Source organism: Streptococcus atopicus (assembly GCF_049166725.1).
Classification (GTDB): domain Bacteria; phylum Bacillota; class Bacilli; order Lactobacillales; family Streptococcaceae; genus Streptococcus; species Streptococcus hominis.
Genome location: NZ_JBMHFC010000005.1, coordinates 85,601 through 109,958, shown reverse-complemented (window position 1 = coordinate 109,958; position 24,358 = coordinate 85,601). Strand labels below are relative to the sequence as shown.

24 protein-coding genes, 4 pseudogenes and 1 riboswitch are annotated in these 24,358 nt (G+C 34.9%); of the genes and pseudogenes, 7 read left to right on the top strand and 21 right to left on the bottom strand.

Features of this window, described 5'->3' with window-relative positions:
• Nucleotides 1-23: 23 nt before the first annotated feature.
• A pseudogene (locus ACOMA9_RS05190) lies at nt 24-131 on the top strand (site-specific integrase); the annotation flags it as partial.
• A 65-nt stretch (nt 132-196) separates the two neighbouring features.
• On the opposite strand, the gene ACOMA9_RS05185 reads toward ACOMA9_RS05190, so the two are convergent.
• Complete coding sequence (locus ACOMA9_RS05185) at nt 197-709, bottom strand: GNAT family N-acetyltransferase (RefSeq protein ID WP_106083795.1); 513 nt, start codon at nt 707-709, stop codon at nt 197-199.
• Between the two features lie 158 nt (nt 710-867).
• Between ACOMA9_RS05185 and ACOMA9_RS05180 the strand changes: the two are divergent.
• Nucleotides 868-1,002: pseudogene (locus ACOMA9_RS05180) on the top strand (site-specific integrase); the annotation flags it as partial.
• Nucleotides 1,003-1,886: 884 nt separating this feature from the next.
• Here the strand turns inward: ACOMA9_RS05180 and ACOMA9_RS05175 are convergent.
• The 8 genes and pseudogenes from ACOMA9_RS05175 to ACOMA9_RS05140 form a co-directional block, all read right to left on the bottom strand.
• A complete protein-coding gene (locus ACOMA9_RS05175) occupies nt 1,887-2,741 on the bottom strand; it encodes an acyltransferase (RefSeq protein ID WP_330945097.1) in 855 nt (284 codons plus the stop codon).
• A gap of 7 nt (nt 2,742-2,748) precedes the next feature.
• Nucleotides 2,749-3,213, bottom strand: coding sequence for a Mov34/MPN/PAD-1 family protein (locus ACOMA9_RS05170; protein WP_330945098.1), 465 nt, complete (start codon nt 3,211-3,213; stop codon nt 2,749-2,751).
• Nucleotides 3,191-4,957 (bottom strand): ThiF family adenylyltransferase, encoded by a 1,767-nt coding sequence (locus tag ACOMA9_RS05165; protein WP_421424806.1) that lies wholly within the window; start codon nt 4,955-4,957, stop codon nt 3,191-3,193. Before ACOMA9_RS05165 ends, ACOMA9_RS05170 begins: the two co-directional genes overlap by 23 nt.
• 8 nt (nt 4,958-4,965) lie before the next feature.
• A complete protein-coding gene (locus ACOMA9_RS05160) occupies nt 4,966-5,988 on the bottom strand; it encodes a cyclic GMP-AMP synthase DncV-like nucleotidyltransferase (protein WP_247906622.1) in 1,023 nt (340 codons plus the stop codon).
• Nucleotides 5,989-6,123: 135 nt separating this feature from the next.
• Nucleotides 6,124-6,876 (bottom strand): annotated as a pseudogene (pezT, locus tag ACOMA9_RS05155) (type II toxin-antitoxin system toxin PezT).
• The gene (pezA, locus tag ACOMA9_RS05150; protein WP_106082826.1) at nt 6,876-7,352 is read right to left on the bottom strand and encodes a type II toxin-antitoxin system antitoxin PezA; all 477 of its coding nucleotides are present in this window, start codon (nt 7,350-7,352) and stop codon (nt 6,876-6,878) included. The pseudogene pezT and the gene pezA overlap by 1 nt, the downstream one beginning before the upstream one ends.
• 72 nt (nt 7,353-7,424) lie before the next feature.
• Entirely contained in the window at nt 7,425-8,009 is a 585-nt protein-coding gene (locus tag ACOMA9_RS05145; protein WP_330945099.1) for a hypothetical protein, read from the bottom strand.
• 156 nt (nt 8,010-8,165) lie between these two features.
• Entirely contained in the window at nt 8,166-8,552 is a 387-nt protein-coding gene (locus ACOMA9_RS05140) for a hypothetical protein (RefSeq protein WP_247906624.1), read from the bottom strand.
• 388 nt (nt 8,553-8,940) lie between these two features.
• On the opposite strand from ACOMA9_RS05140, the gene ACOMA9_RS05135 reads away from it, so the two are divergent.
• The 4 genes and pseudogenes from ACOMA9_RS05135 (at nt 8,941) to ACOMA9_RS05120 (ending at nt 12,264) form a co-directional block, all read left to right on the top strand.
• Entirely contained in the window at nt 8,941-9,951 is a 1,011-nt protein-coding gene (locus tag ACOMA9_RS05135) for a site-specific integrase (protein ID WP_151380594.1), read from the top strand.
• A gap of 330 nt (nt 9,952-10,281) precedes the next feature.
• Entirely contained in the window at nt 10,282-10,560 is a 279-nt protein-coding gene (locus ACOMA9_RS05130; RefSeq protein ID WP_421424804.1) for a hypothetical protein, read from the top strand.
• A gap of 266 nt (nt 10,561-10,826) precedes the next feature.
• Entirely contained in the window at nt 10,827-11,021 is a 195-nt protein-coding gene (locus tag ACOMA9_RS05125) for a DUF3173 domain-containing protein (protein ID WP_025168515.1), read from the top strand.
• A pseudogene (locus tag ACOMA9_RS05120) lies at nt 11,021-12,264 on the top strand (tyrosine-type recombinase/integrase). Before ACOMA9_RS05125 ends, ACOMA9_RS05120 begins: the two are co-directional and overlap by 1 nt.
• Before the next feature lie 152 nt (nt 12,265-12,416).
• Here the strand turns inward: ACOMA9_RS05120 and ACOMA9_RS05115 are convergent.
• The 8 genes from ACOMA9_RS05115 to ACOMA9_RS05080 all read right to left on the bottom strand — a co-directional run bounded on the left by ACOMA9_RS05115 (nt 12,417) and on the right by ACOMA9_RS05080 (nt 19,357).
• Complete coding sequence (locus ACOMA9_RS05115; RefSeq protein WP_247905568.1) at nt 12,417-13,262, bottom strand: alpha/beta hydrolase; 846 nt, start codon at nt 13,260-13,262, stop codon at nt 12,417-12,419.
• 115 nt (nt 13,263-13,377) lie between these two features.
• Complete coding sequence (locus ACOMA9_RS05110; protein WP_247906626.1) at nt 13,378-13,980, bottom strand: lysozyme family protein; 603 nt, start codon at nt 13,978-13,980, stop codon at nt 13,378-13,380.
• Nucleotides 13,980-14,954, bottom strand: a complete 975-nt coding sequence (locus ACOMA9_RS05105; RefSeq protein ID WP_247906627.1) for a nucleoid-associated protein — start codon at nt 14,952-14,954, stop codon at nt 13,980-13,982. The genes ACOMA9_RS05110 and ACOMA9_RS05105 overlap by 1 nt, the downstream gene beginning before the upstream one ends.
• Nucleotide 14,955: 1 nt before the next feature.
• Nucleotides 14,956-16,212: a serine hydroxymethyltransferase gene (glyA, locus tag ACOMA9_RS05100; RefSeq protein WP_151380270.1), complete on the bottom strand. Its 1,257-nt coding sequence runs from the start codon at nt 16,210-16,212 to the stop codon at nt 14,956-14,958.
• A 49-nt stretch (nt 16,213-16,261) separates the two neighbouring features.
• Nucleotides 16,262-16,852, bottom strand: coding sequence for an L-threonylcarbamoyladenylate synthase (locus tag ACOMA9_RS05095; protein ID WP_049513293.1), 591 nt, complete (start codon nt 16,850-16,852; stop codon nt 16,262-16,264).
• The gene (prmC, locus tag ACOMA9_RS05090; protein WP_059220738.1) at nt 16,845-17,675 is read right to left on the bottom strand and encodes a peptide chain release factor N(5)-glutamine methyltransferase; all 831 of its coding nucleotides are present in this window, start codon (nt 17,673-17,675) and stop codon (nt 16,845-16,847) included. The genes ACOMA9_RS05095 and prmC overlap by 8 nt, the downstream gene beginning before the upstream one ends.
• Nucleotides 17,675-18,754 carry a peptide chain release factor 1 gene (gene prfA, locus ACOMA9_RS05085; protein WP_106082816.1) on the bottom strand — a complete coding sequence of 360 codons (1,080 nt, stop codon included), beginning with the start codon at nt 18,752-18,754 and terminating at the stop codon, nt 17,675-17,677. The genes prmC and prfA overlap by 1 nt, the downstream gene beginning before the upstream one ends.
• A gap of 18 nt (nt 18,755-18,772) precedes the next feature.
• Nucleotides 18,773-19,357: a thymidine kinase gene (locus tag ACOMA9_RS05080; RefSeq protein WP_003029730.1), complete on the bottom strand. Its 585-nt coding sequence runs from the start codon at nt 19,355-19,357 to the stop codon at nt 18,773-18,775.
• 103 nt (nt 19,358-19,460) lie between these two features.
• Here ACOMA9_RS05080 and ACOMA9_RS05075 point away from each other — a divergent pair, with 103 nt between their 5' ends.
• A complete protein-coding gene (locus ACOMA9_RS05075; protein ID WP_224785091.1) occupies nt 19,461-19,661 on the top strand; it encodes a 4-oxalocrotonate tautomerase in 201 nt (66 codons plus the stop codon).
• Between the two features lie 73 nt (nt 19,662-19,734).
• Here the strand turns inward: ACOMA9_RS05075 and ACOMA9_RS05070 are convergent, their stop codons facing one another.
• The 4 genes from ACOMA9_RS05070 to guaC all read right to left on the bottom strand — a co-directional run bounded on the left by ACOMA9_RS05070 (nt 19,735) and on the right by guaC (nt 24,197).
• Nucleotides 19,735-21,078 carry an MATE family efflux transporter gene (locus ACOMA9_RS05070; RefSeq protein WP_330945101.1) on the bottom strand — a complete coding sequence of 448 codons (1,344 nt, stop codon included), beginning with the start codon at nt 21,076-21,078 and terminating at the stop codon, nt 19,735-19,737.
• A 99-nt stretch (nt 21,079-21,177) separates the two neighbouring features.
• Entirely contained in the window at nt 21,178-22,443 is a 1,266-nt protein-coding gene (locus tag ACOMA9_RS05065; protein WP_330945102.1) for a nucleobase:cation symporter-2 family protein, read from the bottom strand.
• Entirely contained in the window at nt 22,443-23,024 is a 582-nt protein-coding gene (locus ACOMA9_RS05060; protein ID WP_330945103.1) for a xanthine phosphoribosyltransferase, read from the bottom strand. Before ACOMA9_RS05060 ends, ACOMA9_RS05065 begins: the two co-directional genes overlap by 1 nt.
• A 98-nt stretch (nt 23,025-23,122) precedes the next feature.
• Nucleotides 23,123-23,218: riboswitch (purine riboswitch) on the bottom strand.
• A complete protein-coding gene (gene guaC, locus ACOMA9_RS05055; protein WP_037567304.1) occupies nt 23,214-24,197 on the bottom strand; it encodes a GMP reductase in 984 nt (327 codons plus the stop codon). It overlaps the preceding riboswitch by 5 nt.
• Nucleotides 24,198-24,358: the final 161 nt, after the last annotated feature.

Sequence of the window (24,358 nt, the reverse complement as noted above, 5' to 3'; positions counted from 1 at the left end):
AAAAAGATAAACATATCAAAATACAATTTGTATTTACATACAACGACCGAGCGAGTAACATTAATCTTCTACTCCATACTGACTATCTAAACTATCGAAGGAAAGCAGTCAGAAAACGACATCCAAGAGTAAATTCTTGAATGTCTGAAAAGATTATAACTCCATTAACCTTATCAATAGACTGGAAATGATGATATTATGACCTCGTTATCTCAAATACTGCTGTATCAACCCACTCATTATTAATTTTTAAGTCATTTTCTATAATCCAACCAAAGGTGAAACCATTTTTTAAAAGCGCTCTCTGAGAAGCTAGATTATCTCTTGCTGTTCCTGCAATGATTCTATTGAAACCATAAGTCGTGAAGGCCTTGTCTAAAACGAGCTTAACCGCTTCGCTTGCATAGCCTAAATTGGTGACATTTTCCCCAATCCTATACCCAAGCTCTGCTGTTTTCCGATCACCCTCTAAGACACTTAAATTGATTCTCCCGACCATAACACCTTGCGAATCTCTAATAAGGTGCATGTAGACATCACGATTCCTTTGTTCCGTTAACAATTCCCTTGTAATTTCTTTAAAACCTTCTAGATCAAAATAGTTAGCTGGTCTAGGAGGTAAATTCCTCTCAAAATACTCCCGATTTTCTTTTTCAAAAGAATATACCTCTAGACTATTTTCTTCAGACAGCAACTCTAAACTTATCATTGTAAATCATCTCCCGTTATTATCTGCATTCAACATTTTCTCATATTTACACAAAGTGAAATTTACAGAATTTAAAGAAATGCTTTTGTTGTCTATATAGTTTATATATTAAAACACAAAATACTATGGGAAATCAAGGCGCCACACCAGAAAAATGAGCTGGAGTTGCGCTTGAGGAAACTTCTGAAGCTCTAACACACAGTGACACAGGAACAATACAGATTTATGTAAATACTTCTAATGTAGTTCCTATGACAGTAGGTGAATTTGCTTTAAAGTCTCTAAAACAATAAGGTGAAAATAAGGTAAACTTTTCAAAAAAACACGAAAAAAGCACCCATAAGGTAAACTTTTGAGTGCTTTGAAACGTTGATATAATCGTATTGATTAACGTTTTGAGAATTGTGATGCTTTACGAGCTTTCTTAAGACCTGGTTGGAAACATTTCTATTTGAATAAGTTTCAAGATGGGCTTAAAATCAATGTTTTCCCACATTTTCAGAAAGAACGATTTTATCTAATTTGAATAACTTTCATTTGAATGGTGTGAATTTTACCCTAAAAATACACGAATTGAGCTAGATTTTACCAAAAAGTTCACACCATTTAAATTGTTATTGTTTTGTATATTTTTAATAGATAAATTCTAAAATATAGTACAACAAAAAACTTAAGAAACCCAAAATAGTGTAAGCTGTAAGTAAGTACACCGACAAAAAAACTATGAGGTTCTATGTGCTACTATCATCTTACCAAAGGAACAGATTAAGATAGATACCTATGTGGAATTAGGGGGAAATTTTTATCAAATTGCAACTAAGATTGGTAACCATCGTTTTATTATCAGTAGAGTGGTGAAACGTTGTTCAAGGCAGTGTTTATCTAAAAGAGATTAAAAATCTTATGGAGGTTTAGCTAAGAAAAGCATCTTGAACGCCGAAACTAAAAAAGAAATAGGGACTACTCTAAAAGCTTAATAGTTTCCAAAAACAGATACAAGATTTATTTAAACTAAATAATAGACAGACAGTGACTTTTAAAACACTTTACAATTGGATCTATAGTGGTATGATTCAGATTGAATTATCAACATTAAGACAATAAGGAAAAAGCAGGCAAGTTCAAGAAGCTAGAATGCTATCAAACATTAATTGGAATATTATAATACCCCATCATGTTATCTTTTGTATATTATAAATTGATCTTTATAAATTTTTGTTTCATCCATCTGTATAACCGATACTCTATCAAAACTTGATCTATCTAATGTTAAGAATGAAGTCCCTACGATTTTTTGTGTATTAAAAGGATTTGTTGTCATAAAAAGATTAACTTCTTTATAGGAGTTAACTATTTTTTGCGTTTCTTCTCGAACTGTACTAACTAATTGAGGATTGTTATATCTGTTACCACTATACTTTCGTTGCGATGAAATTTTTACTGTTGTATTTTCTAAATAGTCAGCTGCTAATTTTTCTAAAGGAATATCATATGTATCACATACTAATAAATTGACAACTTTATTCTTTTTGTTTTCAATTGGATACTCAACAATAATATCTCCTTGAAATTCATCGTATTGCACAACAGATGATTCAGAGATAAACTCTGAAAAAACTCCATTAATAATAAGTTCAAACTGCATTGGTATTGAGACACCTATAAGTTGTAATTTTCGATAACCTAATATATTTGCTGCGATCCACAGTCTTTTATAACAGTTATGAAGATATACAGAATGACCATCATTAAATATTCGTTCCGCATTGTTTTTTCTAAAAATCATCAATAATGAAGTAGAGATTAATAAATAAAGAACTATATAAGTAGCGATAGAATTATCAGGAATTATTTCAAAAATAGTTCTTGTAAAAAAATTGGTATTTGATATTTTTTCAACTTCAACTAGCGTCAAACTCTTCCCAATCAAATAGCAAATAAGAATTGGAAATAGAAAAATTAAAACTAATGGTAAACAAAATTTTTGAGACCCAAAAAAACATTTCTTAAATAATTTATTTTTTCGATTCATACGTATTCTATACATCCTTAAAATAGATTAGAGTGGATTGCCACTCATTTGATTCCCTAAAGTAGAATCTACCAGCCTGAAGCCCAATTATCAAAAAAAATAATCTGTCATCATTATCTGAGATAATTTTTTCCCATGATTGAATGTCAACATTAGATGCAGTAGGTATATCTTCAGGATGGGTATGCCATTCTCCAATTAAACTTATAAAACCTGAACTTTTACCAAAATAATCATCTGCAAATTTCTGGTGGTATGAAGAAGTTTTTGAGAATTTAAATCTACTTCTTACATCATTTTCCTGTGGTTCTGAAAAATTTATAATAAGTATCGAATTATTTAAAAGTCTCTTACCAACAAAAATACCACCTGCTTCAGGTTCCAAACCCAGTTGCCTAAACTCTAGTAATGAATTAAAAATATCAGATGGTATTACAATTTGATATTTATTATTCAGATTTACATATATCAACTTTATACTCCCCGTTACACTCTGGACAAGATGTATTTACTCTTAAAGCAACATTTAATAAATCACTATTTTTTAAACAATTGTAGTATCGAACACTATATGTAAATCCTTCTTTTCCAAACTGTTTATCTGAACCAATTTCTGATACCAATCTGTTTTCAGAAGAAAACTCCCCACCCAAGTACTGTAAATATACTTCAATAGCTTTATTTGCCAAAGAACTAGGCGCAACAACATTATAAGGAATAAATGAAGAATAACAGCTAGCTAGACGCTTTTCAAATATTTGATTTTTCTCTGCAAAAGAGGCTCTATTATTAACAAGATGCCCATCTTCATAATTCATACACATATAGCATCCATTATTTTGTGGAGAAACTAGTAGGTTATGATACCCAACTCCATATGGATCTAACCAGCAATACAATACCGTTTTTCCAATCTTTCTGAAAAAATGATTAATTTCAAAATTTGTTTTAGTATCTCCGACACAAGAAAAAACAAAATCATATTCATGAAATAAATTTGGATTCTTTCGAACTATTTCTTGAAATCGGATACCCTCACATTCAATTTCTAAATCTGGATTTTCTTTTTTCAATTTATCTTCTAAAGCGTCTACTTTTTGAATATTGTCTATTACACTATCCATACCTAAGTAGTGCCTTGAAATGTTATCTACCGTTAAAAAATCAGGATCTATTAAAAGAAGTTTCGCTATACCCATTTTAGATAAATTGTTTGCAACAAATGATCCTACAGATCCAAGTCCAATAATGACTACTTTTTTATTCAGAAAATCATATTCTTGGGATGTCCTACTCACTCTATACTCCTTGTCGAATCTTGTAATGTATGCTGGAATAATTTTGCAACTCCCACTTTTTGATTTTTTTGCCTTAGAATCAATGTTTTTTCTATTTTTATTTTTTTGTTGCACCTTATTATCAATTTTAAATGGAAATTTGGAAGTACTATATTCAAAGCTCGCACCAAACAAAACATAATTATTATCAGATATAGGAAGTGATAAAATTAATATGAATGACTTTCGTTTCGTTTTACACCACTTTTGAAAGCGACGCCTAACACCCGAAGATAGATTTCCTGTGATTATTTTCTTAAAAGTTGCTTCTGTTAGTTCATTCAGGGGATTAGGAGGAATCACAGAATTCGAATCTTTAAGTGGCAGTATATAAACATCTCTGCTTTTTTTAGATTGTGGTGCAACACTCTCTTTGAGTTGTGAATCATAATTAAAAAGATGGAATTTCTGATTCGACAGGACTAATTCATGTTCCTCAAATGTGCTGACCCTGGATAAATAACTTCGAATAGCTATATATTTTGTTTTTGACTTCAAACAACTGATATGCCAATATGACAAAAACTCTTTCCTGAGCTCTTCGGTCATTTTGGGTGTATCCCAACTATCCAATAATTCCTTTACTTTTTCACAGCAATCTTTCAATAATCTACGTGGATTGTTAAAGTCCCAAATTAAATTATCTTCTGAAATGTAACACAATTTTCCTTCGGAACCGACATGGCTATACCATTTATTAAAATCCATATAATTTGAAAGATAAAATTCAGGAAGTGAGTGTGGAAAGTCATTAGAAACGATAATTTTTAAGGTAAATTTTTTATATTGATAAAAATAGCATTCCTTATCTTCAGACTCCAAGCTCTCTGAAGGTATTTCGTCAAAGTATATCTGGAATATTTCTTCTTTTTCTAACATACACGCCTCTAAGCACTTGGATAATCACTGATTATAGCCCGAGTTCCAAAGTTTTCTGCTGTCTCTTTTTGTTCAATAATAGGAAAATCATCACCAAACTGTTTACTCAATATTTTTGTAGAGTCACTTAAATCAGTGGAATCTATTGCCTCATCTAGTGAGTCTCTTAATTTTTCTAATTTATTCTTAAAGGCTTCCATTTGTATATTTGATACCCTTTCATATACATCAGTATATGGCTTAACAGGTAAGGAAACCTCTAATCTCGGATAAAATAAGTTTCTATCAACATCATATGTATCCGAAAACGAATTAATCATAGTATTTACTAAATTTCTTAAAGCTGAAATATCATCATAAGTAGCGTTCCCAGATAAATAGTCTACTTTTTTGCTTACAGAAAAATTATTAACAGCAAAAACTGAAATCCCAATGCCTGTCGGTCTATTATCTTGATTTTTAAATTTGAGATCTTTCCATCTTTTTAAGTAACGAATTACTCTCCGGAATTGATTTCTGTCTTCGGAGTTCTCCATAGCATTATTAATTTTTTTCGTTAATTCTACAGGGTCCGCTTCCTCCCATTTAATGCATTCATCAGTACTATTCAGTTTTCCTCTGGCTAAAAAATAGTTATCATTTTCAGTACAATACACCGCTATATCAATATGAACACTATCTTCAGGAAATGATACTGTCACACATGGATTTTTTACTTTGACTCTATTTTCACCAAATTCGGAGACTAATGCATCAAAAATAAAATTCTTTACTTCTTTAGGAGAATTCGAATATCTATCAACATCGATTTTTAAACCTCTATCTAAATCATAATCCCCTTCATCAATTGGCAAAATCCCCGTGTGAGTTGAGTAACTTCCTTGATTGAAAAAGCTTTTTCCAAATTCTGAGACACCTTTATTTATTGCTTCTTCAACCTCTTTACGTTTGTCAATTAATACCTTTTTATCGTCAGCATCTAGCTTAATGGTATCGTGAAATTTAATAAACTGTGACTGTAAAGTTGGCATGAGTCCCTCCTTAAATTAATTTGTTATATCTAACTTTTATTATATCACTTTCTAAGATCATTTCTTGAGTTTCCAATTAATTAATTATCTAACCTAAATATGATTTTAGAAAATACCACTATTACCGTTCTTCCATCACAAATCTCTCAACCGTTCCTGACCCATCTTCAACATCTCTTCCTCCACCTTATTCCATTTTCCAAACAGGCATTCGTATAGAACTTCTGCTGCTGAGGTTTCGTCTACTTGCGAATCATAAACACACTATTGATCTCTTTGATAAATTTGAATTTGATTAAAAATTTTATCATTTTCTAACTCCCGTAAGTTATCAACCAAATGTTCTACAATTCCATCATGGTGTGCTTTGGGAGTCGCTCTAGATTGACTAGGATCTATGGCGTAGAGCTCCTCATAACGTATCAAAGTGCTGAGATAGGACAATTCTGGCTTTGTTGCAATCAGTGCAAGTGAGACTTGATAGCCTCTAGTTGTCAATAATTGTGCTGTTTTTCTAGGGACTTCTGTTGTTCTCAAAGTACCCTCGATTAGCAAATGATAACCTTGTTTACTCAACTCATCTACAAGATATTCAACCATTTGTCCCGCGAATACTTTGGTATAATCCACACTATCTTTACCATATTTTTTCTGTAGGTCAAGGTAGTTCGGATGAAAAGATCGATAACTATCTCCATCAATGATAATGATATTTCCTTGAAATTCCCTTTGTTTAATACGATGAATCGTTGTTTTCCCAGCACCACTCTGCCCACCTAGCAAGATAGCCTTGGGCTGAGATGAGGTTGTTTTTCCACGAGTTAAAGAACGGACAAGCCGTCTGGAGGCTTGTTCAAAATTATCTTGACTAAATTCTTCTAGTTTCATTAAGCCACCACCAAATGAGTAGCTTGTTCTAGCATACGTTCAATACCATCCAAATAGCCATTAAATCGCTCTATATCCTCAAAAGCTGAAACAAGATAAATCCTCGTGTTAATCAAATCAGACAAATCATCGCTCATTAGAACCCAAGGATTCAAAGTATCATCAAATGCAATTCCTTGTTCATCTTGAAAACGATAAAGTTGCGCTAAGATATTCGCCCCTCGTTCTTTAATCACTTCAATTTTCAGAGTTAATTGATAATCTTCTACTGGTGTGAGCATTTTTTCCTCCCCTACGATATCGATATACGAAACATTAAATTTCTTGCAGATACGATCTATTAATTCTGTCGAAACTCGACTTGTCCCATTTTCATAACGACTCAGACTATTTCTAGAAATACCAACAATCTTTGCAAACTCAGGCTGGGTTAATTTATGTGTTTTACGTAACGTTTTTATATTTTCTCCAATCATGTAACTCCTCCTTTTATTTATTTCTATTATAGCACAAAAAACAAAAACGCACCAAAAATGGTGCGTTTTTGTTTACACTAGATTCACAATTGTATAATCTTCGCTTTGCAGTAATTCCAAGACTTTTTTTACAAATTGCATTGACAGCAATCCCTCAATCTTAGATCCATGAGTTTTAAAATTTTCGTCGATTTCTTGAATTTTTAATTCTGTATTACTTTCTGCAATTTTCTCAGAAATGGGGAAATGAAAACTATATTCTCCAATTTCGTAATATAAGAAATATAGATATTTTTTTGTTCCTAGATGATAATCAAAAAACTCGACCTCCATATCTTTATCGTAATCGTAGTAACTATTTTTCCAAAAAATATCATTAGTTTTTTCTTTCAACAATTCCTCATAGTTTTTTTCATAACTATACACTCTTTTTTTCTCTTCGCCAATGAATTGTTTGTGAATCAGAGTCGGGGTAAATACTTTCAAAAATTCTTCTTTTAGTTGATAGCATTTCCCCATTTCCTCCTCCGCTTTTTCAATATTACTCTCCAAATGCTGATGGAACCTTCCATTTTTGTATTCTTTAATTTTATCACGATAATTTTTAGCTCGTTTATTCACAGAATATATACATTCTGCAATAATTTCATTTGTCATTTTTTTCTCATTGACCAATTCATTATATAGCTTTGGAGTTTTCATTTCATAATCCCTTTCGAACTATCTCTTACTATCAGATATTTAAAAAAACTAATTCACATGTTTTATTGTAACGTCCAGTTATCTTTTTTTCAATAACTAGATGTTTCAATTTTAATAATAATCTCTTAATTCACCTTTTTTATACTGTTCAACCAATTCCCATAGATTATGAGTAGTTAAATCTTGTACAAACGTATACCATTTATTAGCCACGAATAACTCCACTAACATATCAATTGCATATTTAAAATTTAAAATCTCATCCATTTCTGTAATACTATAATACAGTTTATCATGGCAACAATGATCAATAATCAAATTCAACCTATCATCAATGAAATCAAATTCTAGCTCCTCTCCCTCGCGAAATAAAGTTAGATAAAAATTATATTCATCACGGCAAAAATTAACAGTAACATCAAAATCCGCACCTGTTTCAATTTCGATATTTACAGTCTCTAAAATTTTTTTACATAAATACTCTTTATAAACGTTCATGTTTTTTCTCCTTTTATTGTTTATTAAGTTTAAAAATATAATGAAAGATGACAATGTGTGGGGGGCCAAGTTCATATAATAGCTTAACTCAGTCGCTAAATTCAGAGCATTTAAACCTGAAAAAGACTAACAAGAAAAAACAACAGATTTTCATCTGCAAGATGGAACTCTACATCTTATTTGAATTGAGTCAACTTGTCATGTTGTAAAATGACTTGGTTATCTTCTTAGCCATCAATTAAGAAGCGCCCTAAGCAAAGGGAAGATACTACACCAGTGAATATAAGCTTAAGTCACTGCACTACTTCAACTTGAATTAAAAAGACCTTAAGAATTTTCTTAAAATCTTCTTTAAAAGCACATTATCTACTATAGAAAGGAAAGAACTATGGCAAAGAAGAGACGTAGTCGTGCTGATCGACGAAAAGCTAAAGAGAAAGCTAAGAAACAACAGATGGATTCTCTAACTACTTTCGAAGGCCGTAAACAATTCGTCCAATCAAAAGGACCAACTAATCTAGTCACGCGCTTTAAAAAAGGGAAAGGTATCAAGCGAAATGAATCCAAAAAAACGGGAGAGGACATTCATTTAATCCACACAGACCGAACTCTTCATAACTACGCTGGTTCCTGGAGCAGATTCGCTTCCTTTGTTGCCTCAATAACTACTGCCGAAGATTTAGAAGCTCTTGAAAAATCTAACGATATTGAGGGATGGATCGACTTAGTAAATCAATACTTAGAACATTGTAAGAAATTAGGACTTTCTGCTCCAACCCAGTCAACCTATAAAGCAGCATTAGCTAAAGTCTTAGGTGTATCTTCTACTGCTTTTGTTGCAACAGATATTCGATATCGAGCCGACAAAAAGAATAATCGTTTGAAGTCTAATGACGACAGGATGTCTGCAGAAACAAATAATCGCTGGTTCTCAATCGTATCTGCCACTGGGTTACGTAAAAATGAATTAAAAGCAATTACTGGAGACTCCCTCTACCAACGTGAAGATGGTCGATACTATCTTAAAATCATTGGTAAAAAGCATAAATCAAAAGGAGCACGAGATCGTTGGGTTCCGATTATTACGCGAGACAAAGAAGAATTAGAGAGTCTTGTTGAAGAATTTAAACTAGCTGGTAAAAAGCGTGTGTTTCAAGTTCCAACTGCTTTAAAACCTCATAAATATCGTGCAGAATACGCAAAACGTCTTTATCTTCTTGTCGCGCGAGATCCCAAAGATATCAAAGATAAAAAAGAAAAAATTTATCTACGAGGCGAATTAAAAGGTGTTGTCCTTGATCGAAAGGCTTGTTTAATTGTATCACGTGCTCTCGGACACAATCGACCAGAAGAGTTTCAAAAATCCTATGCATATAAGTTAATCGCACAAGCAAACTAATCAGCACTTCTAAAAAATAATGGTATAGCTCTCGTTGAAATAAAAAAATTTTTTTTATTAAATAGGTAAGTACCTACTTTTTTTCTTCAAAACCTTATTACGACGCGTTTTTAAAGCACTCAAAATTGAGTGTTTTTTTATTTTTAAAAATTTTTTTCATTTGTTTTTTAAAAAATGGGCGTTTTCGACAACATTTGTGACATACTAAATAATAGGAGGTGAGTTAAATAAATAGAAGCTTAAAAAATTAACTAACCTTTAGAAAAAGATGTTGATCTTAGCCCAAACAACATACTTTATCAAAATACTATGTGAAAGGAACTTAATAGAATGGCTAGAAGAAAATTAACACCGGAAGAAAAACAAAGGAGTTTAGAAGAAAAAATCAATAATGAAAATAGTATATTAGAGGTTTTCTCATCAATGCCTTGTTTTGCTGGAATAGATAAATGTAAATTATCCTTACAGGATTTTTCTGTAGAGCGTGTAGAAATTAAGAATTTAAAGCAGGATAGGTCATGTAATCTAAAAACCTCTATAGATGGGGAGTTACTTAGTTTAGATATTAAATCAGAATTTTTTGGGAAAATCACTATTAGATATCAATAAAAAATAACGCAAATTTAATAATAACTTTTTTATATTTATGGTTGTAAACCTTGATATAACAACAAACATATATTTATATGTAAACGGTTTGAGTTTAATATTTGAGAAAGGAAATAGATATGTGTGAATTTTTTAGAACAAAAAAAGAGCTTGCTTCCAAACTTTGGTCGGTGTCAGAAACAAACTCAAAATATACTAGTAATAATATCTATTACCTACTTCTATTATCGCAATAAAATTTAGAAATTTCAAGAGGATTATTAATTATGAAACAAACAATGAACAAAGAAGATTTAATTAAAATGGGTTACAATCCCTATACTGCCATTTCAATTATTAGACAAGCTAAGCAAATTATGGTACAAAAGGGGTATGCCTTTTATAATAATCGACGTTTAGGGCATGTCCCTATCGTTGCTGTTGAAGAAATTCTGGGTGTTTCACTTCATATGGAGGAATAATGCCACAACATCAACAGAAAACTAAATTTCCAGGAGTCTATACTGACAAAGACGGAAAATTTTTTATTCAAACCGAATTTGGTAAAGATAGAGTTACCGGAAAACGTGTACGAAAGAAATCAAGGGTAGATCAACACGGAAATCCATTTAATTCAGCTGCAGAAGCAAATAAGGAATTAACTCGGCTGAAATATGAATATCAGCAATCTCAAGGTTATTCTAACTACCGGATGAAATATCGACAATTTATGGAAGAACATTATATTCCATATTATAGAACAACAGTTGAGCACAGCACATTTTCAGTTCGAGAGAAAAATCTTTTACAGCTTTGTGATCGTTTTGGTGACACTACACTTCGTTCGATTACACTCGAACAAGTCCAGATGTTTCGAACATGGTTACTGACTAGTCAAGATGAGGGTGGTGCCGGATATTCACAAGGATATGCTAGCCTCATCTTTGGCATGTTTAGGAAATCATTGGACTATGCTTTGCAAATGGGATATGTAGAAAAAAATATTTCTAAGCAATCTAATGCAATTCCTAAAGGGAAAAGTAATATCCCATATTGGACTAAAAGCGAATTTGAAGCTGTTATTTCACAAATTTACATTGAAGATGTATATGAACATTTAAACTTCGTGATGATTTGGGTATATTTCATGACTGGCGTACGTGTAAATGAAGGATGTGCCCTTCAATGGAATGATGTTGACTTTGATAAGCAACGCCTTCGAGTTCATCATATGCTTATTGTTAAAAACAAAAAAGAATGGACTCGAAATTCCTACACAAAAATCAATGATGGAAAAAGGATGATTAGTTTAGATAAAGATACTATTGATGTGTTAAAAAAATGGCGTGAAGCTCAAAAAAAGATTGGACTAGGACACGAGAACGATTTTATCTTTTCATACGACGGCTTGGCTTACCTATGCTAAAATCTACAATCTCAAGGATTATTAAAAGGTACGCCAAGATTGCTCACGTAAAACCTATCCAAGCAAAGGGGCTCCGACATAGCCATGCATCACTGTTAATTAATGAATTAAATGTTTCTATACTTATTCTATCAAAACGTTTAGGACACTCTTCTCCAGAAATCACCTTGAAACACTACTCACATCTATGGGATGGCGCTGATGAAGTTATCACTAATGAAATGGTAGGAATTATTAATGTTTCTTTCCCATCTTCTAGCTTAGTACATTTCAACGGGAACCAATCAATTTCAAAATAACATTCCCACCAAAAACCCCACCAAAGAATTACTAACTCCTTAAAAAGCCTATTAGATAGAGATTTCCAAGGAGTCTGCAACCGTTGAGTGGGAGTAAAAACAAAAAAGCCAAACCTCAAGAAATAAGAAGTTTGGCTTTTAAATTTATCAGCTTATTTTCCCCACAAAAATTGAATTAGTATTTTATCTACTTCTGGATTTTCATGTAATTGGCTATGTTGTGCTAATTTACCTATGATTTTCTTTTCTTGATAAGATTTTGCATTATCGGCAACCAAGTATTTCAAGCTGCGAGATGAAGCATTTAAAACGGAACCATCTGAGCCATTTTTGTAATCACCGTAGATATTCAAAACGTCAATTTGATTTTGTGGAAAAACTTCACGTAATGGCAATAATCTTTGGAAAGTTTGTGTGACTTGATTTGGTTTCCCTGTCGTTTTATCTACTTTTACATCAGCTGGTAAGCCCATAGCTTCTAAACCGGCAGCAAAATTTGCGATATTCACTTGTTTTTGCAGCTGTGGTAATTTCTCATCTTGAGCATGTTCTAAAAGATAATACAAAATCGACATATTCCCTAAAGAATGACCTACCATATTCATTTTTGTAAAGCCATACTTTTCTTGTAACTTACTAACTATAGCCTTTGCATAATTTCCAACGTCAATGGGATTGCGATTATCTTCATAATTCACTTCTACAATTGGATTGATAGCACCTTTTGGAATGTCTCCCCTTAACGTAACTGCACCATTTCTATCAACATTTGCTCGAATAACTGTTTTTGTTACTCCTGCTTTTTTTGCCGCATTCGTCATATGCTGCTCCGCATTGGCACTACTTCCGTAACCATGAAAGAAAAGGGTTGGCGTAGTGGATTGCACATAATTCTTTTTGTCTAATTTACCGTCCGCTCTAACGTTATAAAAGAAAAAAGCAGAAATAGCAATCAGAACTGTTAAAACTCCTGTAGTTAGGACCGCTTTTTTCGTCATTTTTATCGCTTCTGTCTGTGAGATATACTTTTAAGTATAACATGTAACGATATAAATGACAATTGATTTGTTTGAAAATCCCTAGTAGGAATAAGCTACTAGGGGTGTGATGTTATTAAAACCAATTCATCACTTTCATGATGTGCATATTCATCTGGACTTGTCGGGAGTAATAATAATTTCCACCATTGATATAGAGTTTAGAGCCATGTAGGAGGGCGATGGGGTGGTAATAAGAATAGGTTTTGCCGGTCACATTTCCTAAACTTGGTGCGACAACATTTTTGGAGTATTTTTTTGCCAAATCAAGGGTATTTTCGCCACCGTGTTTTGCAATGTAGTCAATATAGGAGCGACCAAAGTTATAGGCTTGTACAGCGGTCCAAACATCTACTTTCTTTTTTTGCGCTAGATTTAAATTGGTGGATAAAGTCTGAACTCCTTGTCGAATACTTTCTTTATTATCTAAAATAGAGTTTTTCTGACCCGTTGCACTTTCACTAGATTGCATGACATCAGAAACTTTTCCCTTTGTTTCAGTATAAATCATAGCAAGGACTAGTTCCTCATTGGCTGCAGTATCTCGCTCGCCTAGCACTTCTCTCACTAAGCTACGGTAGGTCATCACCTGTTTGACATCATGATAAACTTGAACCAACTTGTAAGCAACAAGAATTAAAAGAATGAGAAGGATCAATTTTCTAAGAATTTTAAACATTATTTACTTTGGATATCTTCTATGTTTTTGATGAGAATGGAATAGGTTCCATTCTCATTTTGTATGAATTCTACGGATTCCGCATCTTGATAGATGTTATTGGGGACAATAAGCTCAATTCCATTTGAAAGAGAGAGCTTTTGGTTTTCAAATTTTTTCTTCTGACGACTACTATCAATTTCATCAAATTTAACAGTTTCCGGAATTGTTTCCTTAACCTGATCAATAAAAGTCAAACGAGCTGTCAGATTGTTATCAAACAAGTCATCTGCTAATTTTTCCGGTGATAATTCATCATTTTCTTCTAAATTTTTGAAAATAGACGATTTAACCTTGGATTGAAATTGAAAATCATCCTGATTAAAACTTTCTGCAACTTTTTGAGCCGTTTTTTCTAAGGCTTTGATAGATTTTTTAGGAGAAATTTTAGGATTGACTTGTAACAGATTATCAGAAAAATAATTGAGAAAAGCACCATTGTATTTAATCCGTTTTTCAATCAAATGGTATTTACGTGATTGAAGATTGATAACCAAGGCTTCATCGGCACCTGTACCAAATCCCGGCAAATTGTTCTGGGTAATCTTGATAGGATTGTCTACTTCTCCACCCAAGTGAGTGAGTGTTTCTCGCAGAGCAATCCGCAAAAAAGCAAAATGCTCCACGCCTTCCTTATCAAATTGAACAAAAATCAAATCATTGGTTTTCTGATTTTCGCTCACCGAAAACTCCTCTTTCCAGAGATTGGCAATCGTTATAGAAGTTTCTAAAAGGTCTTTTGTCATATGTGATAAAAAGACATTATCTTCGGTAAAAATACCTGTTTTGGCCTCATCTGAATAGACACGTTCAATCTTCTTGCGAAGATATTCTTCGATCTTAGGAGTAATATTGAGATATTTATCTGCTAAAAGAAGGTCGGTGTCTGATGGACTAAATTGATGAATAATAGCTTTTTTTACGTAAATGTCCATTTCAGTCCTCATATAGTGGAAAGGCATCGGTCAATTCTTTAACTTCTGCACGGACTTGCTCTAAAACAGCTTCGTTGTTTGCATTCTCTAAAGTTTTGATGATCAATTCTGCTACTTTAGTACTTTCAGCTACCCCAAAGCCACGAGCTGCAATAGCTGCAGTTCCAATACGAATGCCACTTGTTTTAAATGGAGATAAGGTTTCATAAGGGATAGAGTTTTTATTAAGAGTGATATGAACATCATCCAAAAGGTTTTGAGCGACTTTCCCATTTTCAACGACTTTGGTCACATCCACAAGGAAAAGATGATTCTCCGTACCACCTGAAATAACACGGAAATTACCATGTTGTTGGAATACTTGAACCATTGCCTTAGCGTTATCCAAAATCTGCTGAGCATAAACTTTGAAATCTGGATCCAACACTTCTTTAAAAGCAGCTGCTTTAGCCGCCACGACATGCTCTAGCGGTCCTCCTTGAATTCCTGGGAAGATTGCGGAATTGATCTTTTTCGCCAACTCTTCATCATTGGTCAAAATTAAGCCACCACGAGGTCCTCGAAGGGTTTTATGAGTAGTAGTTGTCGTAATATGTGCATACGGTACTGGACTTGGATGCAAACCAGCGGCAACTAAACCGGCAATATGAGCCATGTCTACCATGAGTTTGGCTCCGACAGTATCTGCAATTTCACGGAATTTAGCAAAATCAATAATATGTGAATAGGCAGAAGCACCTGCAACAATCAATTTAGGTTTGACTTCTTTAGCCTGCGCCAAAATAGCATCAAAATCTAAAAGTTCCGTTTCAGGATCGACATTATAAGGCACAAAGTTATAGGTTTTTCCAGAGAAGCTAACAGCTGCGCCATGTGTCAAATGTCCGCCTGCTGCAAGATCCATTCCCATTACTGTGTCGCCTGGCTCAATTAAGGCCATATAAGCCGCACAATTCGCCTGACTGCCTGAGTGGGGTTGAACATTAGCAAATTTTGCTCCAAAGATTTCTTTAGCACGTTCAATCGCTAAAGTTTCAATCACATCCACAACGTCCGTACCACCATAATAGCGACGGCCTGGATAACCTTCGGCATATTTATTGGTTAAAATAGAACCTTGTGCTGCCATAACAGCTTTTGAAACAACATTTTCTGAAGCAATCAATTCAATATTGTTTTGCTGACGTTTTTCTTCTGCAGCAATGGCTTCCCAAAGCTCAGCGTCATATTCTTTATAGTCTTTATGGTCAAAAATCATAAGAGTCTCCCTTCTCTTAAAGCGGGGCTAAAACCTATTTAGTCAAGGTTTAGAAGTGAATTTCTGGAATTTTAGCGAGAATTTCTTCGCAAGTGACAGCACCTTGGCGTAGAATATATGCTGTTTCACCAGATAAATCCAAAATAGTTGAATCCTGTCCTGTTAGAAAAGCATCATCTTCTATACCAAGAACTTCGTGATTGAAATCGGTCATAATTTGCTGGAAGTTTACTCCGCTACTCTTTCCAGATAAATTTGCGGACGGACCAATGAGAGGTCCAAATTTTCTAATCAAGTCTAATGTTTTAGGATGACTAGGGACACGAAAACCAATTGTTTTCATACCTGAATTTACCCAAACTGGGACTTGTTCATTAGCTTGTAAAATAATGGTCAAAGGACCTGGTAGAAAGGCTTGATAAAGTTTTTTTAAATACTGAGGCTGATGTTTGGAAAATTGATAAATCTCTTCTAAACTTGAAACATTTAAATTCAAAGCCTTTTCGCGAGGTCTGCCTTTTAAGTCATAGACATGACTGACAGCCTGTTCATCCAGTGCCTTACAAAATAAACCATATACAGTCTCCGTTGGCAGCACGACTGCTCCTCCGCTGCTCAGCATTTCTTCAATTTTATCCATTATCTACCACTACCATTCTATCTTTTCCGAATTGATCTTGCAAGACGCGAATTCTCATTTTTGGAAATGCAGACTGAAATAGTTCTTTTACATGTTCCCCTTGTTTGTAGCCAATTTCGAGATAGATTTTACCTTTTTCTGTCAAATGTTTTTGGGCGTTCTCAGCAATTTTTCGATACACAGCATACCCGTCTTCTTCAGCAAAAAGAGCAAGATGAGGTTCTGAAGCAAGGACATTTAGTCCTACTTCTTCTCTGTCCGTTTCTGAAATATAGGGCGGATTGGATACAATAATATCATACTTTCCTGTAATTGCCTGAAAACAATCAGACTGAACAAAATCAATCGCTACATCAATTGCTTCTGCATTTTCTTGCGCCAAATCCAGAGCATCTTGGGAAATGTCGGAAGCCGTGACCTGCCAATTCGCACGCTCGGCAGCCAAAGAGAGAGCAATTACTCCGCTTCCAGTTCCAATATCTAAAACTTTCAGACTGCTATTTTGATTTTCAGACAAGATAAGGTTGACCAATTCCTCGGTTTCTGGTCGGGGAATTAGCACTCGTTCATCTACTTTGAACGAATGTCCATGAAATTCTGCGTTCCCAATAATGTATTGGGCAGGTCTATGAACTAATAATTGAGATTGAATCTTTTTCAGTAATTCTATATCATCTGCTGTTGCTTCTGCCTGCATTTTCAACACAAATTGGGTAAAAGATAAGTTTTTCGAAATTCGAAAAGTAAAGGAGAGACTTTCAGCTTCTTCGCCAATTGCTTCAAGCTGTTTTTCCATTTCAGCAAGAATTTGAGCTAATTTCATTATTTATTCAATTCTTCTAGTTTTTGTGTTTGGTCATACAATACCAAGGCGTCCACGATTTCATCTAATTTCCCAGCTAAAATCGTATCTAGCTTTTGCAGCGTTAAACCGATACGGTGATCTGTCACACGATTTTGTGGAAAATTATAGGTACGAATCCGCTCCGATCGGTCTCCAGTACCAATAGTTGATTTCCGCTCGGCATCTTGCTCGTCTTGCGCAATTTGCGCAAAATGATCCGCTACACGCGCACGGATGATCTTCATAGCTTTGTCACGATTCTTTTGCTGCGTTCGTTCTTCCTGCATTTCAACCTTGATATTTGTCGGCAAGTGAACAATCCGAACGGCTGTTGCAACTTTGTTGACATTCTGACCGCCAGCACCAGAAGCGTGATAAATGTCAATCCGAAGATCTTTTGGATCAATATCGTATTCCACTTCTTCAACTTCAGGCATGACTAAGACTGTGGCTGTCGAAGTGTGAACTCGTCCTTGACTTTCTGTTACTGGGACACGTTGTACGCGATGAGCACCTGATTCGTATTTTAATTTGGAATACACGGATTGACCAGAAACCATCGCTACTACTTCTTTGAAGCCACCGACTCCATTCATAGAAGCTTCCATAACCTCGAATTTCCATCCTTGCGATTCGGCGTATTTTTGATACATTGTCAGAAGATCACCGGCAAAGAGCGAGGCTTCATCACCTCCTGCTGCACCACGAATTTCTAAGATGATGTTTTTATCATCGTTTGGATCTTTTGGTAAAAGAAGAATTTTCAATTTTTCCTCGTATTCTTCTTTTTCAGCTTTTGCATCTTTGAGCTCTTGCTTTGCCATTTCTTCCAAATCAGCATCGCCAGAAGCGTCTTTGATCATTTCTTCGGCATCTGTGATGTTTTGGAGCACCCTTTTATAGTCACGATAAGTTGCTACCGTATTGCGTGTACTCGCTTCTTCTTTGGACAATTCCATAAAACGCTTGGTGTCACTAACAACATCTGGGTCACTCAGAAGTTCTCCCAACTCTTCATAGCGATCTTCAACGGCTTGTAGTTGTTCATAAATATTCATCGTTTGCTACACTTCTCCTTAACTCTTCATTTCGTCAATTTCTGGCTGAAAATAATGCTTCCGACAGACAGGAATATATGTTTCATTCCCACCGATTTGAATCTGCTCCCCTTCATAGACCGGCTTACCATTCGTTGTTCTTAATACCATGGTTGCTTTTTTGGAGCAAAACTGACAAATCGTTTTAATCTCATCAATTTTATCTGCTAGAAGCAGAAGATATTTGGAGCCTTCAAATAACTCATTGCGAAAATCATTTTTCAAACCAAAAGCCATAACTGGTACGTTTAATTCATCAACTACTCTTGCCAAATCATAGACATGATGACGAGAAAGAAACTGAGCTTCATCAATCAATACGCAATAAGGCTTTTCAGGCATTTCTTGAATAAAGCGGAAAATATCAGTATCTTCTGCTATTGCAACTGCTTTTCGCTTCATGCCAATACGACTAGAAACAACGCCGAAACCGTCACGTGTATCAAGTGCGCTCGTCATGATAACAACACCTTTGCCCTGTTCTTCATAGTTGTGTGCTACTTTTAAAATTTCGATTGTTTTGCCCGAGTTCATCGTGCCATATTTATAATACAACTGAGCCATTTTCTTTAATTCGTTTCAAATTCTCCAATTTTTAATACTTCTTATTTTACCATATTCTGACACGCTTTAAAACCTAATTTATGATAAAATAAAAATATCAAAGATAAAAAGGAGAAATACTATGCCATTTGTCAGAATTGATTTATTTGAAGGACGCACGTTAGAACAAAAGAAAGCTCTTGCAAAAGAAGTTACTGCCGCTGTCGTAAAAAATACTGGCGCGCCACAATCTGCTGTTCATGTCATCATAAACGACATGCCAGAAGGGACTTATTTCCCACAAGGTGAAATGCGTACAAAATAACAAAAAAGAATCTTGGATAAAAATCTGAGATTCTTTTTTTAATTCAGAATGATAAATGATGTAGATGCAACATTTAAGCTAATTTCTTTTTTTGAATATGATTAAGACGAAGTTGGTATAAAATGCCACTAACAACCAGACTAGAAATTAAACCAATCCAATAAGCAAAGGGACCTAAATTTGTCATGTAATCCAATAGTAATCCAACTGGTAACGACACACCCCAATAGCCAATCAAGCCCAAATAAAAAGGAACTTTTGTATCCTTGTATCCGCGTAAAATCCCTTGAAGTGGTGCTGCAAAAGTATCTGCTAATTGAAAAAATAAACTGTAAGTTAAGAAAATAGACGTCAAACGTATAAATTCTTTGTTGGTTCCATACAGTGAAGCGACTTGATAACGGAAAAGATATAAAAATGTCAGCGTGAAAACAGCGAACCCAAGCGCAGTCAATCTTCCCAAAACACAATATTTTCTGACATAGTCTAGACGCTTTGCGCCGATTTCGTAAGAAACGATAATCGCCATAGCATTAGAAATGCTCATAGGGAAAGCATACATAAGATTGGAAAAGCTGATAGCTGATTGGTGACTGGCAATGATTAACGAAGAAAACTTAGCCATGAGCAAACCTACGACTGAAAATATCACAACTTCTGCAAAGACAGTCCCACCAATAGGAAAACCGAGACGAATCCCTTCATGCAATCCTTCTTTGTCCAAAGGTCGAATTTTCCATAATTGATATTTTTTAATTCTAGGATGTCTTTTGGCAACTACTACCGAAAGGATTAACAGCACCCAGTAAGCCAACGAAGTCCCCAGCCCCGCTCCTGCTCCGCCCATTTCTGGGAAACCAAATGCCCCATAAATTAAAATGTAATTAAAGCTGGCATTCAATGGTAGTAAGAGCAACATAAGGTACATGGATAATCTTGTCAATCCTAATGCGTCTAATAAAGAGCGTACAACACTAAATAAAAGCAAGGGGATAATTCCAAGTGCTAAATACCAGAGATAATGTATAGAGACTTCTGCTACTAGTGGTTCTAAGCCAATATTGGACAAAACAAGCGGTGCACCTAAAAAAACGAGTCCAAACAAGAGAAGAGACAAGCCGAGAGATAAATAAATAAACTGATAAAAATCAGAAGCGATTTTTTCTTCTTGTTTTCGTCCCAGATGGTGTCCAATAATCGGAACCAAGGCTGAGACAATACCAGTCAAAAAAGTAAAAAACGGACTCCATAAGCTAGTTGCCATTGACACTCCCGCTAAATGCAACGTATGGTATTGCCCCGTCATAGTTGTATCCACAAAAGAAGCCGAAAAATTAGCCAGTTGATAAATCAAAATTGGCAAAAAAATCGAGACAAATAAGGTCATTCGTTCTTTTAAATTGCGAGCTTGGTACATAAAATCTCCTCAAATTATTCCTTCTCTCTTAACTATACTATAAGCACTCAGAATAGTCAAAAAAGCTAGGAGGAAATCCTCCCAGCCTCTTGTCAAACTTTATTTCTTCTTATGATTTAAAATAAGGTTTAAGGCAATTGCAATGACACTTGCCGTGACAATTCCGTTTGAGAAAAACATTTGCAAGCCAGTTGGCAAACTGTTAAAAAGATTACTTCCATTTAAGCCAACTCCAGCGGAAATAGATACAGCAGCAATCAAGAAATTATGTTCATTGTGTTCAAAATCAACTCGTGCTAGCATTTGCATTCCCTGAACAGAAACAAAACCAAACATGACAAGCATGGCACCACCGAGTACAGGACTTGGAATAATTTGTGCCAAAGCTCCGAATTTTGGTAATAATCCTAACAAGACTAAGAATCCTGCTGCATAATAGATTGGTAGACGTGTTTTAATTCCAGAAAGTTTGACTAAACCAACATTTTGTGAAAATCCTGTATAAGGGAAAGTGTTAAAAATACCGCCAAGAAGTACTGCAAGTCCTTCTGCACGATAACCATTTCGCAGACGAATGCTATCTAACTTTTCGTTTGTAATATCTGAAAGTGCAAAATAAACACCTGTTGACTCTACCAAAGAAACTGTTGCAATAATACACATCATGATGATGGATGAAAGTTCAAACTTAGGTATTCCAAAATAAAACGGTGTCGGAACATGCACAAGAGGAGCTTGAGCTACTGGCGCAAAATCTACTAAGCCCATAAAGCTAGCAATAATCGTTCCAATAATTAAGCCAATCAGAATGGAAATGGATTTAAGAAAGCCTTTCGCAAAGATATTTACTAACAGTATAATTAAAATCGTAACAGCAGCTAACAGCAAACTTTGTGCAGTGGGCTTTTCACTATTATTTCCCATATTGCCAATCGCAACAGGAATAAGTGTCAAACCAATGGTTGTAATGACTGAGCCTGTCACAATCGGTGGGAAGAAATTAGCAATTTTAGAAAAAATTCCTGCAATCAAAAGAACGTAGATACCGGAAACGATGAGCGCTCCAAACATAGCTCCACTTCCATGTTTTTGACCAATCATAATCAGAGGTGCAACCGATTGGAAAGCAACGCCAAGTACGACTGGCAGGCCAATTCCGAAATATTTATTGAGTTGCAATTGCAAAAATGTTGCCACACCACACATAAAAATATCTGTGGAGATGAGATAGGTCAGCTGTTGGCTCGAATAACCTAGCGCACCAGCAATCATAATGGGTACAAGGATTGACCCAGAGTACATTGCCAATAAGTGCTGCAAACCTAAGACAGCCGCCTGTGAGTGTTTTTCTTCTTTCAGTTCCATTATGCATCAGCCTCCATAAATACAACTTTTCCATTTTCAAATTTTTGAATACGAGCCAAAGAAACGACTTTTCGCCTATCTTCTTCTAGTAACTTTCTTCCTTCTTGAAATGATTTTTCAATCACAATACCAATCGCTTCCACATGGGCACCTGATTGTTCAATGATATTAACCAGCCCTTTAGCTGCTTGCCCATTTGCTAGAAAATCATCGACAATAAGCACTTTATCATGATGATTTAAAAATTTCCCTGCAATTGAAACCGTACTTGTCACTTGTTTGGTAAAAGAATAGACCTCAGTCGTTAAAATTCCTTCCGTCATAGTGATGTTCTTTGATTTTTTCGCAAAAATCATCGGAACGCCCAATGCTTCTGCTGTATAAATAGCAGGTGCGATGCCAGATGCTTCAATTGTCACAATTTTTGTAATACCAGCCGAGCGAAAATAGGTTGCAAACACTTTACCAATTTCTTTCATCAAGTTGAAATCGACTTGGTGAGTCAGAAATGAATCCACTTTTAAAATATTTTCTCCTAAAACATTTCCGTCTTTTAGGATGCGTTCTTCTAATAATTTCATAAAATCTCCTTTTAGAAAAAACAAAAGACTTGCCAAAAGCAAGCCTAAAACAATTGGTTAACCAACTGAATACAAAATCCCTTACTAAAACACAGCAGGAAAGTTGAAGACTTACTTATTGTTAGACATTAGGTGCCTTGTAGAAACATTACGCCAAATTCGTAATATAAATAAGTAATTATTTTATTGTTAATGAGCGTCACCATTCCAAATGGAATTTTTCACAATGACGTAATCTACGTGCTTAAGACCAGCTAAATCTCTTCCGCCGGCATAGGAAATAGCACTTTGCAAGTCCTGCTCCATTTCAACTAAAGTGTCAGCTAAATGTCCTTTAACTGGTAAAAGAATTTTCTTTCCTTCCACATTCTTATAAGCACCCTTTTGGTACTCTGAAGCTGAACCATAATACTCTTTAAATTGTTCACCATCTACTTCGACCATTTGACCTGGGCTTTCGATATGACCTGCAAATAGGGAACCAATCATCACCATAGTAGCACCAAAGCGAATGGATTTGGCAATGTCGCCGTGCGTACGAATGCCACCGTCCGCAATAATCGGTTTGCGTGCAGCTTTTGCACACCAACGAAGAGCAGCTAATTGCCAACCTCCTGTACCAAAGCCAGTTTTTACTTTTGTGATACAAACTTTTCCTGGTCCAATGCCAACTTTTGTTGCATCTGCTCCAGCGTTTTCCAGCTCACGAACAGCTTCTGGTGTCCCGACATTTCCTGCAATCACGAAAGTATCAGGGAGTTCTTTTTTGATGTGCTGAATCATATCAATCACACTATCTGAATGTCCATGCGCAATATCAATCGTGATATATTCTGGTGCATCTTCTTTCAACTGGCTAACGAAATTATATTCATAATCTTTCACACCAACCGAAATGGAAGCAATCAGTCCTTGCTCATGCATGCGCTTGATGAAAGGAATACGGTCAGATTCGTCAAAACGGTGCATGATGTAGAAATAGCCACTTTTCGCCAATTTTTCTGCTACATCTTCATCCAGAATTGTTTGCATATTAGCTGGAACAACAGGAAGTTTGAAGGTGTGATTTCCAAAAGTAACTGTCGTATCAGCTTCTGACCGACTTTTGAGGATACATTTATTAGGAATCAATTGAATGTCTTCATAATCAAAAATAGGAAATTCGTTCAGCATGTCACTCTCCTTAAATAGTAAATTGTATGCAAAAATGACCTACCTATGCTTTCACATCGCTACGTCTTTCCTGACGTTTCCTTTAGTATTATAACATAAGGTACAGAAATTACAATATAATGACGTATAATATTTTTTATCGTTCGGAAATTATAGATTGT

Bases quoted from the DNA above. Each gene is read 5' to 3' on its own strand.
- ACOMA9_RS05185 (WP_106083795.1), bottom strand. From the start codon at position 709: ATGATAAGTTTAGAGTTGCTGTCTGAAGAAAATAGTCTAGAGGTATAT.
- ACOMA9_RS05175 (WP_330945097.1), bottom strand. From the start codon at position 2,741: ATGAATCGAAAAAATAAATTATTTAAGAAATGTTTTTTTGGGTCTCAA.
- ACOMA9_RS05165 (WP_421424806.1), bottom strand. From the start codon at position 4,957: ATGTTAGAAAAAGAAGAAATATTCCAGATATACTTTGACGAAATACCT.
- ACOMA9_RS05160 (WP_247906622.1), bottom strand. From the start codon at position 5,988: ATGCCAACTTTACAGTCACAGTTTATTAAATTTCACGATACCATTAAG.
- pezA (WP_106082826.1), bottom strand. From the start codon at position 7,352: ATGATTGGAGAAAATATAAAAACGTTACGTAAAACACATAAATTAACC.
- ACOMA9_RS05145 (WP_330945099.1), bottom strand. From the start codon at position 8,009: ATGACAAATGAAATTATTGCAGAATGTATATATTCTGTGAATAAACGA.
- ACOMA9_RS05140 (WP_247906624.1), bottom strand. From the start codon at position 8,552: ATGAACGTTTATAAAGAGTATTTATGTAAAAAAATTTTAGAGACTGTA.
- ACOMA9_RS05135 (WP_151380594.1), top strand. From the start codon at position 8,941: ATGGCAAAGAAGAGACGTAGTCGTGCTGATCGACGAAAAGCTAAAGAG.
- ACOMA9_RS05130 (WP_421424804.1), top strand. From the start codon at position 10,282: ATGGCTAGAAGAAAATTAACACCGGAAGAAAAACAAAGGAGTTTAGAA.
- ACOMA9_RS05125 (WP_025168515.1), top strand. From the start codon at position 10,827: ATGAAACAAACAATGAACAAAGAAGATTTAATTAAAATGGGTTACAAT.
- ACOMA9_RS05115 (WP_247905568.1), bottom strand. From the start codon at position 13,262: ATGACGAAAAAAGCGGTCCTAACTACAGGAGTTTTAACAGTTCTGATT.
- ACOMA9_RS05110 (WP_247906626.1), bottom strand. From the start codon at position 13,980: ATGTTTAAAATTCTTAGAAAATTGATCCTTCTCATTCTTTTAATTCTT.
- ACOMA9_RS05105 (WP_247906627.1), bottom strand. From the start codon at position 14,954: ATGGACATTTACGTAAAAAAAGCTATTATTCATCAATTTAGTCCATCA.
- glyA (WP_151380270.1), bottom strand. From the start codon at position 16,212: ATGATTTTTGACCATAAAGACTATAAAGAATATGACGCTGAGCTTTGG.
- ACOMA9_RS05095 (WP_049513293.1), bottom strand. From the start codon at position 16,852: ATGGATAAAATTGAAGAAATGCTGAGCAGCGGAGGAGCAGTCGTGCTG.
- prmC (WP_059220738.1), bottom strand. From the start codon at position 17,675: ATGAAATTAGCTCAAATTCTTGCTGAAATGGAAAAACAGCTTGAAGCA.
- prfA (WP_106082816.1), bottom strand. From the start codon at position 18,754: ATGAATATTTATGAACAACTACAAGCCGTTGAAGATCGCTATGAAGAG.
- ACOMA9_RS05080 (WP_003029730.1), bottom strand. From the start codon at position 19,357: ATGGCTCAGTTGTATTATAAATATGGCACGATGAACTCGGGCAAAACA.
- ACOMA9_RS05070 (WP_330945101.1), bottom strand. From the start codon at position 21,078: ATGTACCAAGCTCGCAATTTAAAAGAACGAATGACCTTATTTGTCTCG.
- ACOMA9_RS05065 (WP_330945102.1), bottom strand. From the start codon at position 22,443: ATGGAACTGAAAGAAGAAAAACACTCACAGGCGGCTGTCTTAGGTTTG.
- ACOMA9_RS05060 (WP_330945103.1), bottom strand. From the start codon at position 23,024: ATGAAATTATTAGAAGAACGCATCCTAAAAGACGGAAATGTTTTAGGA.
- guaC (WP_037567304.1), bottom strand. From the start codon at position 24,197: ATGCTGAACGAATTTCCTATTTTTGATTATGAAGACATTCAATTGATT.